Origin of the sequence: Methylobacterium aquaticum (genome assembly GCF_016804325.1) — a bacterium.
GTDB lineage: Bacteria > Pseudomonadota > Alphaproteobacteria > Rhizobiales > Beijerinckiaceae > Methylobacterium > Methylobacterium aquaticum_C.
This window is the reverse complement of record NZ_CP043627.1, coordinates 4,383,880-4,397,176: the sequence shown is the minus strand read 5'-3', so window position 1 is coordinate 4,397,176 and position 13,297 is coordinate 4,383,880. Positions and strand designations below refer to the sequence as shown.

At 69.5% G+C, this 13,297-nt stretch carries 11 protein-coding genes; 10 read left to right on the top strand and 1 reads right to left on the bottom strand.

Annotated elements, in window-relative coordinates; all coding sequences use genetic code 11:
* Positions 1-210 precede the first annotated feature (210 nt).
* The 10 genes from benA (at position 211) to F1D61_RS20020 (ending at position 10,732) form a co-directional block, all read left to right on the top strand.
* Positions 211-1,539: a benzoate 1,2-dioxygenase large subunit gene (benA, locus tag F1D61_RS20065; RefSeq protein ID WP_203153515.1), complete on the top strand. Its 1,329-nt coding sequence runs from the start codon at positions 211-213 to the stop codon at positions 1,537-1,539.
* 281 nt (positions 1,540-1,820) lie between these two features.
* Complete coding sequence (gene benB, locus F1D61_RS20060; RefSeq protein ID WP_203153513.1) at positions 1,821-2,312, top strand: benzoate 1,2-dioxygenase small subunit; 492 nt, start codon at positions 1,821-1,823, stop codon at positions 2,310-2,312.
* A 10-nt stretch (positions 2,313-2,322) separates the two neighbouring features.
* Positions 2,323-3,336, top strand: coding sequence for a benzoate 1,2-dioxygenase electron transfer component BenC (gene benC, locus F1D61_RS20055; protein ID WP_203153512.1), 1,014 nt, complete (start codon positions 2,323-2,325; stop codon positions 3,334-3,336).
* Entirely contained in the window at positions 3,333-4,127 is a 795-nt protein-coding gene (locus F1D61_RS20050; protein ID WP_203153511.1) for a 1,6-dihydroxycyclohexa-2,4-diene-1-carboxylate dehydrogenase, read from the top strand. The genes benC and F1D61_RS20050 overlap by 4 nt, the downstream gene beginning before the upstream one ends.
* A 35-nt stretch (positions 4,128-4,162) precedes the next feature.
* Positions 4,163-5,092, top strand: a complete 930-nt coding sequence (catA, locus tag F1D61_RS20045) for a catechol 1,2-dioxygenase (RefSeq protein ID WP_203153510.1) — start codon at positions 4,163-4,165, stop codon at positions 5,090-5,092.
* Positions 5,093-5,468: 376 nt separating this feature from the next.
* A complete protein-coding gene (locus tag F1D61_RS20040) occupies positions 5,469-6,638 on the top strand; it encodes a muconate/chloromuconate family cycloisomerase (protein WP_203153509.1) in 1,170 nt (389 codons plus the stop codon).
* A gap of 4 nt (positions 6,639-6,642) precedes the next feature.
* Positions 6,643-6,921 (top strand): muconolactone Delta-isomerase, encoded by a 279-nt coding sequence (catC, locus tag F1D61_RS20035; RefSeq protein WP_203153508.1) that lies wholly within the window; start codon positions 6,643-6,645, stop codon positions 6,919-6,921.
* Between the two features lie 284 nt (positions 6,922-7,205).
* Positions 7,206-8,552: an MFS transporter gene (locus F1D61_RS20030; protein ID WP_203153506.1), complete on the top strand. Its 1,347-nt coding sequence runs from the start codon at positions 7,206-7,208 to the stop codon at positions 8,550-8,552.
* Positions 8,553-8,625: 73 nt separating this feature from the next.
* Positions 8,626-9,873 (top strand): FAD-dependent monooxygenase, encoded by a 1,248-nt coding sequence (locus F1D61_RS20025; RefSeq protein WP_203153504.1) that lies wholly within the window; start codon positions 8,626-8,628, stop codon positions 9,871-9,873.
* A gap of 562 nt (positions 9,874-10,435) precedes the next feature.
* A complete protein-coding gene (locus F1D61_RS20020) occupies positions 10,436-10,732 on the top strand; it encodes a hypothetical protein (protein ID WP_203153502.1) in 297 nt (98 codons plus the stop codon).
* A 121-nt stretch (positions 10,733-10,853) separates the two neighbouring features.
* On the opposite strand, the gene F1D61_RS20015 is transcribed toward F1D61_RS20020, so the two are convergent.
* On the bottom strand, positions 10,854-12,581 hold the full coding sequence (locus F1D61_RS20015) for an ABC transporter ATP-binding protein (protein ID WP_203153500.1): 1,728 nt from the start codon (positions 12,579-12,581) through the stop codon (positions 10,854-10,856).
* Between the last annotated feature and the right edge of the window lie 716 nt (positions 12,582-13,297).

Sequence of the window (13,297 nt, the reverse complement as noted above, 5' to 3'; positions counted from 1 at the left end):
CCCAATCGGTCTTGGACCTCCTTATGGCGCTTCCTTAGAACCGGAAAAAGAGGAAACGCTCAGGGCGCGAGCGAGGCCCGGGACGAGACACTCCCGAGACCACACCACCCTGCGCAAGACGAGAGCGAGATCAGAGCCAGCCCGCACAGCGCGTGGACCGGCAACGACCGCCCTCGTCTCGAAAACAGCCGGTGCGGTAGGGAGACGAACATGCTGGACGATCTGCATCAGGTGGTCGAAGGCGCGGTCGAGGAGAACCCGGAGACCGGCGTGTTCCGGTGTCGGCGCGACATCTTCACCGATCCCGACATCTTCGAATTGGAGATGCAGCACATCTTCGAGGGCAACTGGATCTACCTGGCCCACGAGAGCCAGATCCCGAACCCGAACGACTACTTCACCACCTTCATGGGCCGCCAGCCGGTGGTCATCACCCGCAGCCGCAAGGGCGAGCTGCAGGCCTTCGTCAATGCGTGCAGCCACCGCGGCGCGATGGTGTGCCGGCACAAGCGCGGCAACAAGGCGACCTTCACCTGCCCGTTCCACGGCTGGACCTTCAGCAACGGCGGCAAGCTCCTGAAGGTCAAGGACCCGGATGGCGCCGGCTACCCCGAGAGCTTCAACCGCGACGGCTCGCACGACCTGACCAAGGTGGCCCGCTTCGAGAACTATCGCGGCTTCCTGTTCGGCAGCCTCAACCCCGACGTAAAGCCGCTGACCGAGCATCTCGGCCAGGCGACGCGGATCATCGACATGATCGTCGACCAGTCGCCGGACGGGCTCGAGGTCCTGCGCGGCTCCTCCACTTATGTCTTCGACGGCAACTGGAAGCTCCAGACCGAGAACGGCGCCGACGGCTACCACGTCAGCGCGACGCACTGGAACTACGCCGCCACCACCAGCCGGCGCAAGGAATCGCACGTCGTCGACAAGACCCGCGCCATGGATGCGGGCGGCTGGGCCAAGCAAGGCGGCGGCTTCTACTCGTTCGAGCACGGCCACCTGCTGCTCTGGACCACCTGGGCCAACCCCGAGGACCGGCCGAACTGGGACCGTCGCGGCGAGTTGGCCGAGCAGCACGGCCAGGCGATGGCCGACTGGATGATCAACCGGTCGCGCAATCTCTGCCTCTACCCGAACGTCTACCTGATGGACCAGTTCTCGTCGCAGATCCGGACCTACCGGCCGATCGCCGTCGATAAGACCGAGGTGACGATCTACTGCATCGCGCCGCGGGGCGAGGCGCCGGAGGCCCGGACGCGGCGGATCCGGCAATACGAGGATTTCTTCAACGCCAGCGGCATGGCGACCCCGGACGACCTGGAGGAATTCCGCGCCTGCCAGATCGGCTATCGCGGCCGCGCGGCGCGGTGGAACGACCTCTGCCGCGGCGCCCAGCACTGGATCGAGGGGGCGGACGAGGGCGCGCGGGCGATCGGGCTGAAGCCGCTGCTCAGTGGCGCCAAGACCGAGGACGAGGGCCTGTTCGCGATCCAGCACCGCTACTGGATGGACACGATGCGGCGGCACCTGCCGTAAGCCAACGCCTCCCGACCCCTCCCCCCTCTGCGGGGGAGGGTGCCCCACGGAGTGGGGCGGGAGAGGGGACGCCGCTTCCGGAAAGGTCGCGCGATCCATGCAGGGCGCCTCCTGAATCAACGTCGCGCTGCCCCTCTCCCGGCCCCTGCTGACGCAGGGACCACCCTCCCCCGCAGAGGGTGGAGGGTTCGGGAGCCTGACTCATCGACCGACCCGGAACACCCACGGCGCCGCCCCCACCGGGGCTTGAGCGCCCCCGCACGCCCACACGGAGCCCTCCGATGCCCCTCACCCTGGAGCAGGTGCAGCAATTCCTCTACCGCGAGGCCCGCTTCCTCGACGACCGCGACTTCGACGCCTGGCTGGCGCTCTATGCCCCCGATGTCGAGTTCTGGATGCCGTCCTGGGACGACGACGACCAGCTCGTCACCGATCCGCAGACCGACGTCTCGCTGATCTACTACGACAGCCGCTGCGGCCTGGAGGACCGCGTGTTCCGCATCCGCACCGAGCGGTCGAGCGCCACCAGCCTACCGGAGCCGCGCACCTCGCACAACATCTCCAACGTCGAGATCCTGGAGCAGGACGAGACCAGCTGCAGACTCCGCTTCAACTGGCTCACCTTCAACTACCGCTACAAGACGGTGGATACCCATTTCGGCACGTCGTTCTACACCCTCGACACCAGCGGCGAGGCTCCGCTGATCAAGAGGAAGAAGGTGATCCTCAAGAACGACTACATCCACCACGTCATCGACGTCTATCACATCTAGGGATGGCGCCGTGAACACTGTCGCGCTCAACTTCGAGGACGGGGTCACCCGCTTCATCGCCTGCCGGCCCGGCGAGACCGTGGCCGACGCCTCCTACCGCCTCGGCATCAACATCCCGCTCGATTGCCGGGACGGGGCCTGCGGCACCTGCCGGGTCCATTGCGAATCCGGTCGGTTCGATCCGGGCAGCTACATCGAGGACGCGCTGACCGACGACGAGGCCGCGCAAGGCTACGGCCTCGCCTGCCAGATGCGGCCGCGGACCGATCTGGTGCTGGCGGTGGCGGCTTCGTCCGAGGTCTGCAAGACCAAGGCCGCCGCCCTCAAGAGCAGAGTTTCAGCGGTGCGGCGCCTGTCCGACACCACCTTCGGGCTGTCGGTCGAGACCGATGAGCCGGTCGGCTTCCTGCCGGGCCAGTACGTCAACATCGCGGTGCCGGGCAGCGGTCAGGCGCGGTCCTACTCGTTCAGCTCGGTCCCGGGCAGTCGGCAGGCCGAGTTCCTGATCCGCAACATCCCGGGCGGGCTGATGAGCACCTACCTGGCGGAAGGCGCGCAAGCCGGGGCGAGCCTCGACCTGACCGGCCCCTCGGGCAGCTTCTACCTCCGCGAGATCCGCCGCCCGGTCCTGATGCTCGCCGGCGGCACCGGCCTGGCGCCGTTCCTGTCGATGCTCGGCAAGGTGGTGGAGACCGGCACCGACCAGCCGATCCACCTCGTCTACGGCGTCACCCACGATGCCGACCTCGTCGAGACCGGGGCGCTGGAAGAGGCGCAGGCGAAGATCCCGGGCTTCAGCTTCGAGACCTGCGTCGCCTCCCCCGACAGCCGGCACGCGAAGCGGGGCTACGTCACCGAGCACCTCGCCGACGCCCACCTGCATGGCGGCGCGATCGACACCTATCTGTGCGGACCGCCCGCGATGGTGGACGCGGTCCGCAAGACCTTCGCCGAGCGCGGGCTCACTCCGGCGAGCTTCCACTACGAGAAATTCGCGGCGAGCGGCGCCGGGGGTGGAGCATGACGGGCTTCGTCTCGCCCGGCCGCTTCTCGGCCAAGGTTGCGGTGGTGACCGGCGCCGCGCAGGGCATCGGCCGCGAGGTCGCCCTGCGGCTCGCCCGCGAGGGCGCCGCCCTCCTTCTCACCGACCGCTCGGCGATCGTCGAGGAGATTGCGGCCGAGGCGCGCGATTGCGGCGCCAAGGCCGCGGTGCAGCTCGCCGACGTCGAAACCTTCGAGGGCTGCGAGGGCGTGATGGCGGCGGCCGTCGCGCGGTTCGGCCGGCTCGACGTGCTGGTCAACAATGTCGGCGGCTCGATCTGGTTCAAGCCGTTCGCCCACTACGCCCCGCACGAGGTCGAGGCCGAGATCCGGCGCTCGCTGTTCCCGACCCTGTGGTGCTGCCGGGCGGCGCTGCCGCACATGCTGGCGGGTGGGGGTGGCAGCATCGTCAACGTGTCGTCGGTGGCGACGCGGGGCGTCAACCGCGTTCCTTACGCCGCCGCCAAAGGCGGGGTGAACGCGCTGACCGCCTGCCTGGCGTGGGAATACGCCGAGCACGGCATCCGGGTGAACGCGGTCGCGCCCGGCGGCACCGAGGCGCCGCCCCGGCGCGTGCTGCGCAACCCGACCCCGCCGAGCGACCAGGAGCGCGCCTGGATCGCCGAGGTGGTGGCCCAGACCCGGGCGTCGAGCCTGATGCACCGCTACGGCACCGCCGCCGAGCAGGCCGCCGCCATCCTGTTCCTCGCCTCCGACGAGGCCTCCTACGTCACCGGCCTGACGATGCCGGTGGCCGGCGGCGACCTCGGCTGATCCCCCCACAACCAAGCAAAGAAAGGAAACGCCAAATGACCACGAAGATCGCCGATTCCGCCGAGGCCCAAACCCTGTTCGACAAGGTCGCGGGCCTCTCGACCGAGGCCGGCAACCCGCGCATCAAGCAGATCGTGCGACGCGTCGTCGAGGATGCCTGCCGGATCGTCGAGGATCTCGACGTGACCCCGAGCGAGTTCTGGACCGCGATGAGCTACCTGACCGAGACCGGCCAGGCGAACGAGTTCGGCCTGCTGATGCCGGGGCTCGGGATCGAGCACTTCATCGACCTGTGCATCGACGCCAAGGAGCGGGCGGCCGGGATCGAGGGCGGCACGCCGCGCACCATCGAGGGCCCGCTCTACGTCGCCGGCGCACCCCTGGCCAAGGGCGAGGCGCGCCTCGACGACGACCCGGAGGACGGCGAGGTGCTGATCGTCGAGGGCCGGGTGACGGGGGATGGCGGCGCGCCGGTGGCCGGCGCCATCGTCGATGTCTGGCACGCCAACACGCTCGGCAACTACTCGGTCTTCGATCGGAGCCAGAGCACCTGGAACCTGCGCCGCCGCATCGAGACGGACGGGGAGGGCCGCTACCGCTTCCGCAGCATCCTGCCGAAGGGCTACGGCTGCCCGCCGCAGGGCCAGACCCAGAAGCTCCTCGACCAGCTCGGCCGCCACGGCCAGCGCCCGGCCCATATCCACTTCTTCGTCTCCGGCCCCGGCCACCGGCAACTGACGACGCAGATCAACCTCTCGGACGACCCCTACCTGCACGACGACTTCGCCTTCGCGACCCGCGACGGGCTGATCGCCGAGGTGGTGCCGGTCACCGATCCGGCGGCGATCGCGGCGGCGGGGCTCGCGGCACCATTCTCGACCATCCGGTTCGATTTCGCGCTCAACCCGGAGGTGGCGCATGCGCCCGACCCGGTGGTGGTGCGGCCGCACGCCGAGGCGGCCTGAAGCGCGACGCCCGAACCCTCCCCCCTCTGCGCAAGGCCGTTCGGGGAAGGAGAAGGCACGGGCAATCTCCTCTCCCCGCGGGCGGGGAGAGGCCTGAGCTCCAAAGGGGCTCAGGGAGCTGCGAACCGCAGGTTCGCCGCGAGGGTGAGGGGGAGGCGCCGGATGTAGCTCCTCCGGAAACACCCCCTCACCCCCGCTCCGGCTGCGCCTCCGCTTGCTACGGACCCGACAAGGGGTCCGTAGCCCTCTCCCCGCCCGCGGGGAGAGGGGAAACCCGCGCCTTCTTCTTCCCCGGACAGCCCTGCGCGGAGGGGGAGGGCTGGAACCGCGCGCCTCACGCCCGAACCGACCCCACCCCACACATCCCGAGACCCCCATGCTCGCGAAGAACCAGCTCCACGACACCGTGCGCCACACCCCGGCCCGAGACCTGGCGGTCGCCGACATCCGCACGACGATCGTCGACGTGCCGACGGTGCGAAAGCACAAGCTGTCCCAGACCTCGGTCACCGCCCAGAGCTACGTCATCGTGCAGCTTCGCCTCGCCAACGGCGTCGAGGGCATCGGCGAGGCGGCGACGCTCGGGGGGCCGCGCTGGAGCGAGGAGAGCGTCGAGGGCATCAAGGCCACCATCGACACCTACCTCGCCCCCGCGCTGATCGGGCAACCGGCCGACCGCTTCGTCACCGCCGGCGAGCGCCTGGACGCGGCGGCCAAGCGCAACAACGCCGCGAAGGCGGCGCTGGAAACCGCCCTGTTCGATGCGGTCGGCCAGACTCTCGGATTGCCGGTCGCCGCCCTGCTCGGCGGGGCGGTGCGCACCAGCTTCCCGGTCCTGTGGACGCTCGCCTCCGGCGATCCCGACCAGGAGATCGCGGAAGCCGAGGGGAAGCTCGCGGCACGGCTGCACCGCACCTTCAAGATCAAGATCGGCGCGCAATCCCCCGAGGCCGACCTCGCCCGGCTGACCCGCCTGGCGAAGGCGCTGTCCGACCGCGCGACGCTGATCGTCGACGCCAACCAAGCCTGGGACGAGACCATCGCCCGGCGCTGCCTGCCCCGTCTCGCCGATCTCGGCATCGCCCTCGTCGAGCAGCCGCTGCCGGCCTGGAACGTCGCCGGGATGGGCCGCCTGCGCGCCAGGGACGGCGTGCCGCCGCTGCTCGCCGACGAATGCGTGTTCACCCCCCACGACATGATGGGCGTCGCGCAGGCCGCCGCAGCCGACGCCGTGTCGCTCAAGCTCGTCAAGCATGGCGGTCTCGTGGGACTCCGCAAGGTCGCGGCGGTGGCGGAGGCCGCCGGCATCGGGCTCTATGGCGGCTGCCTGCTGGAGAGTTCGGTCGGCGCCGCGGCGCATCTCCACGCCTTCGCGGGTTTGCGCGATCTCGCCTGGGGCTGCGAGCATTTCGGGCCGCAGATCCTCACCGGCGACCTCGTCACCGAGCCGCTCGCCTTCCACGACTTCGCGGTTCACCTGCCCGAGGGCCCCGGCCTCGGCGTGACCCTCGATCCCGACAAGCTGCGCCACTACGCCCGGAGCTGATCCCATGCTGTACTGCGTCGAGATGGACGTCGCGATCCCGCACGGCCTCGATCCCGATCATGTCGCCAAGCTGAAGGCCGACGAGAAGGCCCGGGCCCAGGATCTCCAGCGCCAGGGCAAGTGGGTACACTTGTGGCGGGTGGCCGGCCGCTACGCCAATATCAGCGTGTTCGACGTCGAGAGCCACGACGAACTGCACGACATCCTGTCCGGCCTGCCGCTGTTCCCGTTCATGACGATGCGGGTGACGCCGCTGGCGCGGCATCCGTCGGCGATCGGGTGACCGAATGTGGGCGGAGAGCGCGCCACTCCTGCCCCTCACAACCCTCGGGGTCATCCCGGGGCCGCGCAAGCGGAGCCCGGGATCCAGACGCATAGGTGGTGCCGGACGAGGCGGAACGCGCTGCGCTTTGTTCTGACAGTCCCGCGGCTCTGGATTCCGGGCTCCGCTACGCGGCCCCAGAATGACGCGGAGGATGAAAGATCTGTCGATGATCTCGACAGTACAGACGCCCCCGGCGCAAAACCAAGAAATCCCAAAAAACCATCCAGGAGGAACCCGACGCCATGCCCCATCCCCGCAGCATCGACGTCCAGGACGTCATCAACCGCCACGGCGTGTCGCGATTCCAGATGCGGATCGTGCTGCTGTGCTTCCTCGTCGTCGCCATCGACGGGTTCGACACCGCCGCCATCGGCTACATCGCCCCGGCGCTCCGCAGCCAGTGGGGCGTGACCCAGGCGCAGCTGGCGCCGCTGTTCGGGGCCGGGCTGTTCGGCCTGATGATCGGCGCCTTCCTGTTCGGCCCGCTCGCCGACCGGGTCGGCCGCAAGGGCACGCTGATCGTCACCACGGCCTTCTTCGGGCTCGCCAGCCTCGCCTCGGCCTGGTCGACCTCGATCGAGATGCTGACGATCCTGCGCTTCATCACGGGTCTGGGCCTGGGCGGCGCGATGCCGAACGCCATCACGCTGACCTCGGAATACTGCCCCGAGCATCGCCGGTCGTTCCTCACCATGGCGATGTTCTGCGGCTTCACCGTCGGCTCGGCGCTCGGCGGCTTCGCGGCGGCGCACCTGATCGCCGATTTCGGCTGGCCCTCGGTGCTGGTGATCGGCGGGGTGCTGCCCCTCGTGCTGGTGCCGGTGCTGGTCCTCGGCCTGCCGGAATCGGCGCGCTTCCTGGTGCTCAAGCAGGCCCCGGCCGAGAGCGTGGCCAAGCTCCTGCGCCGCATCGCCCCCGCGGAAGATTTTTCCGGCGCCGTCTTCACCGGCATCGCCAAGCCGAAGGGCTCGCCGATCGGCCAGCTGTTTCAGCCCGGCCTGGTCGCCGGCACGTTGTGCCTGTGGCTCACCTTCTTCATGAGCCTCCTGATCTTCTACCTGCTGTCGAGCTGGCTCCCGACCATCATCAGCAGCGCCGGCCTCACCCTCAAGGAAGCCTCCCTCGTCACCGTGATGCTCGCCTCCGGCGGCACCGTCGGCGGGCTGGTGCTCGGCGCACTGATGGACCGGGCGAACCCGCACGTGGTGCTGGCGCTGTCCTACCTCGCGGCGGCCGGCTTCGTGGCGCTGATCGGCAGCGCCACCGGCTCGATCGCCCTCCTGGTGGTGGCGGTGTTCGGCGCGGGCTTCTGCGTCGCCGGCTCGCAGATCGGCATCAACGCCCTCTCGGCGAGCTACTACCCCACCGCCAACCGCGCCACCGGCGTCGCCTGGGCCAACGCCGTCGGCCGCGTCGGCTCGGTGGTCGGCTCGATGATCGGCGCCTCGCTGATCGGGCTCGGCATGGGTCTGCCGGCGACCTTCGGCATCGTGGCGGTGCCGGCGCTGATCGCCGCCGCGAGCATCATGCTGAAGGGCCGGCTCGGCACGCCCGCCGCCCGCCTCGCCCCGGCGCTCCAGAGCACCTGACCCGTCCCCTCCCCGCGCGGGCATGCCTCGCGCGGGGTCCATCGATTCCGCGAGTCGTCCAGGGAGATCCGACATGCCATCGCCATCACCCGCTCCCCGAAAGCCCCTGCGCGTCGCCGTGATCGGCGGCGGCATCGGCGGGCTGACCCTCGGCCTCGCGCTGCGCGCCCATGGCCTGCGGGCCGAAATCTACGAGCAGGCGGCGGAACTGGCCGAGATCGGCGCCGCCGTGGCGCTCTCGGCCAACGCCACCCGCGAGCTCGCGCGGCTGGGCCTCGGACCGGCGCTCGCCGCCGTCTCGACCGAGCCGACCGAGCTGATCTTTCGCGACGGCCGCAGCGGCGCCCGGATCGCCGCCCATCCCGTCCGCGACGGCGGCGCCTATCGAACCCGGTTCGGCGCACCGTATTACGGCGTGCACCGGGCCGACCTGCAAAAGGTTCTGAGCGGGGGCCTCGCCGGCGAAGGCCTGCATCTCGGCCACCGCCTCGCCGCCCTCGACCAAAACGGCGACGTGATGGCACTGACCTTCGCGAACGGCGTCGAGGTCGAGGCCGACCTCGTCATCGGCGGCGACGGCGTGCGCTCGGCCGTGCGGCGCTGGATCACCGGCGGCGAGAGGGTGCGCTACTCCGGCACCAGCGCCTTCCGGGGCGTGGTGCCGATGGGCCTGCTGCCTTCCCTCACCGACCCGGAAGCGATCCAGTTCTGGATGGGGCCGGACGCGCACCTGCTGCACTACGCCATCGGCGGGGAGGCCGATTCCGTGAACTTCTTCGCCGTCGTCGAGGGGCCGGAGACCTGGACCTCCGAGCGCTGGCTGACCGGCATCGCGGCGGGTGAGCATCGGGCGGGCTTTGCCGGCTGGCACCCTGCCGTGATCGAGATGATCGATGCTATCCCCCAGACCCAGCGCTGGGGCCTGTTCGTCACCGATCCCTTACGGCGCTGGCATCGCGGCCGGGCGGTGCTGATGGGCGACAGCGCACATGCCATGCTGCCCCATCACGGCCAGGGCGCCAACACGACGATCGAGGATGCCGTGACGCTGGCCGAGCTGCTGGCCGCGGGCGGGGCGCGGGACCTCGACGGGATGATGCGGCGCTACCAAGCCTTGCGCCGAACCCGCACCCGCACGATCCAGCGCAGCGCCTGGGCGACGAACCGGCTCCTGCATTTGCCCGATTCCATCGGTCCGGAGGGGCTGGCGCGACGCGACGCCCGGATGGCGCGCTTCCCCGAGGATTTCGGCTGGATCCACGCCTTCGATGCGCGGGACGCCGTGGCCGAGGCCGTCGCGGCGGAGCCGCGTGCCGCCTGATCCCCCACCGCCTGCGGCTCCCCGGCGCCGGGCCGTCAAGAGCGAGCGGCGAAGACCCTCAAGGGCAGTTCCGGCTCCCGGAGCCGGGCTGCCCGCCCTCCGGACGGGCGGCTTTTTCGCAGCCTGTCAAGCCCGGTTCGCCGGTGTCCCGGTCCACCCGGCAAGCCCCGACCGTTCTCGCCCTCACGCGCATTAGGCCGGATGGCGGCGTACAAAAGTCGCCGTGCCCAGATATTCGGAGGCGGACGGCACAATAATCGTTCATTCACGTCTATCTTTCGATCGTGACATCTGGCGAACCTGCCAAATATCGTTTATCGATAACCGCACATAAAATAAAACGAACTTTGGTAGTTTTCCTATAGGAAAAAATTTTGTCTGATTGATACTATATCAACCCGAATTACGTGGCATCATGATAAACCCAACGATATCCCGCAACGTTCAGGCCGGATACCCTTTGCCAGAGATGGAACAGAAGCGTCACAGCCGCACTACGCCATACGGCCTAGGCTGTGTGTCCGGGTATTTCCAGCATAGATCAAGTACTACCTGCGCGGGCATGATCCTGGCATATGACGAGATGACGGCCGCCAAGGGCCGTCCCCCCACCCCTCCCCCCGCCGCGGAACTGCTCGCGCATGTCCTGCGCGATCTCGCCTTGTCCTACGAGGCCGAGTGTCCGGGAGGCTTCGCGCGCTTCCGGCAGGCCCTGTCGGTCGAGTCGCTCGCGGTCATCGCCCGCTTCGGCGGCTCGGGGCTCAGCGACGAGGCGGCGCTCGCCCTGGCGCGGCAGGTCCACGAGACGCTGCTCGACGTCGAGGAAGACGTCTGGGCGCTCCACACCGCCGCGCACTGACCGCCCCGACACCGGAGAGCGTCACGATCGCGCCGCCCTCGCGGCGCTCTCCGGATCCTCGATCTCGCGGCGTTTTTTCGCGACGAACCGGCAACCGGCTCGTCGCAGGATGCGCCAGGCCCTACTCCGCCGCGGCGACTCCGCCCTGCGCCGCGTGCAGGCGCCGGTAGGCGCCGTTCGCCGCGACCAGTGCCTCGTGCGAGCCCTGCTCCTGGATGCGCCCGTTCGCCACCACGGCGATGCGGTCGGCGTGCCGGATGGTGGCGAGGCGGTGGGCGATGACGAGCGTCGTGCGGCCCTCCGCCAGCTCGGCCAGCGCCTGCTGGATCTCGCGCTCGGTCTCGGTGTCGAGCGCCGAGGTCGCCTCGTCGAGGATCAGGATCGGCGGGTTCTTGAGGAAGACCCGGGCGATCGCCAGGCGCTGCTTCTGCCCGCCGGAGAGCTTGACGCCGCGCTCGCCCACCACCGTGTCGAGGCCGTCGGGCAGCATCGCGATCAGGGCGTCGAGCCGGGCGCGGTGCGCCGCCTCCCGGATCTCGGCCTCGCCCGCGTCGAGCCGGCCATAGGCGATGTTCTCGCGGATCGTGCCGGCGAACAGGAACACGTCCTGCTGCACGATGCCGATCTGGCCCCGCAGGGAGGCGAGCGTCAGGTCGCGGATGTCGTGCCCGTCGATGGTGATGCGCCCGGCCTCGACGTCGTAGAACCGCGGCACCAGGGAGCACAGGGTCGTCTTGCCGGCCCCCGACGGCCCGACGAAGGCGACGGTCTCCCCCGCCCGCACCGCGAGGTCGACCCCCTCCAGCACCGGCCTTCCGTCGCCGTAGCCGAAGCGCACGCCCTCGAACCGGATCTCGCCACGCAGTGCCGGCGCGGACACCGCGCCCGGCCGGTCGACGATGTCGGGAGCGGTCGCGAGCAGCTCCCTGTAGCGGCGGAAGCCCGCGATGCCCTTCGGATAGGTCTCGACCACCGCGCTGATCTTCTCCAGCGGCCGGTAGAACACCCCGACGAGGAGCAGGAAGCCGACGAAGCCGCCGGGGCTGAGATCGCCCCGCACCACGAAGGCGGCGCCGCCGAGCAGCACCACGATCTGGACGAGGCGCATGCCGAGATAGTTGAGCGACAGGCTCGCCGCCATGATCTTGTAGGCGTCGAGCTTGGTGGCGCGGTAGCGCTCGTTGTCGGCGGCGAACAGGCGGCGTTCGTGGGCCTCGTTGGCGAAGGCCTTCACCACCCGGATGCCGCCGACATTCTCCTCGATGCGGGCGTTGAACGCGCCGACCCGGCCGTATTGCGCCTGCCAGTTCTGCGTCATCCGCCCGCCGTAGCGCACGGTGACGAAGGCGATGACCGGCAGGATCGCGGCGGTCATCAGCGCGAGCGGCGGGTGGACGTACAGCATGAGCCCGAAGGCGCCGAACAGCGTCATCACGGCGATGAACAGGTCCTCGGGCCCGTGATGGGCGACCTCGCCGATTTCTTCCAGGTCCTTCGTCACCCGGGCGACGAGGTGGCCGGTCTTCTGGTTGTCGAAGAACCGGAACGACAGCGTCTGCAGGTGGTCGAAGGCCCGCGCCCGCATCGTCGTCTCGATGTTGATGCCGAGCACGTGCCCCCAATAGGTCACCACCACCATCAGCCCCGCATTGGCGACGTAGAGCAGGGCCAGCCCCGCGGCGGCGAGAACGATCAGGTTCCAGTTCTGCTGCGGCAACAGCACGTCGACGAAGGCCTTCACCGCCATCGGGAAGCCGAGCTCGAGCAGGCCCGACAGGATGGCGCAGCCGAAATCGAGGAGGAACAGGGCGCGATAGGGCCGGTAATAGGCGAGGAAGGCCTTCAGCATGTCGATCCGGCGGGGGTGGGACGCGGGCCGAGGCGGCGCGCGGGGCCCTGATACGCGGGAACCCGCCTGCACGGCAAGGTCACGGCGCGTGCCATAGGGCCGCTCCGGGCGATTGAGTTGGGACACGGGAAGGACAGGGCGGGTCGGGGGCGGCTTCGCCGCTGTTTCGGAACCGATCTCGATATTATTCTAAATCGAGAGTGCTGCGGTCTTCTGCTCCCCGATGAGGAGGACAGGCGATGCTCTACTTGCCGGCAGTCTGGGATGAGAGCCGGTCCGGTGGCGAAACGGATTGCGTCCCGGGGGTGGAGACGCGCTGTCGAGAAAAGAAATAGCGCGGATTTCCCCTCCCCTCTCTGCGGGAGGGTGCCCGGCGGAGTGGGGCGGGAGAGGGGACGCCGCTTCCGGACAAGACTGAACCGTTCTGACAGGCTCCCGCTGGACCAGCGTCGCGCTGCCCCTCTCCCGCCCGGCTCCGCCGGGCACCCTCCCCCGCGGGCGGCAGGGCTGTCCGGGGAAAAGAAGAGGCGCGGGAACCCCCCCTCTCCCCGCGGGCGGGGAGAGGACTTCATCGACCTTGTCGTCGATGAAGTGAGCGGAGGCGAAAGCCGGAGCGAGGGTGAGGGGGAGGTTCCGGAAGAGCCTCATCCTGAGCCCCCCTCACCCTCGCCCTGCGGGCTCCCTTCACCCCCGACGAGGGGGGTGAAGGCCTCTCC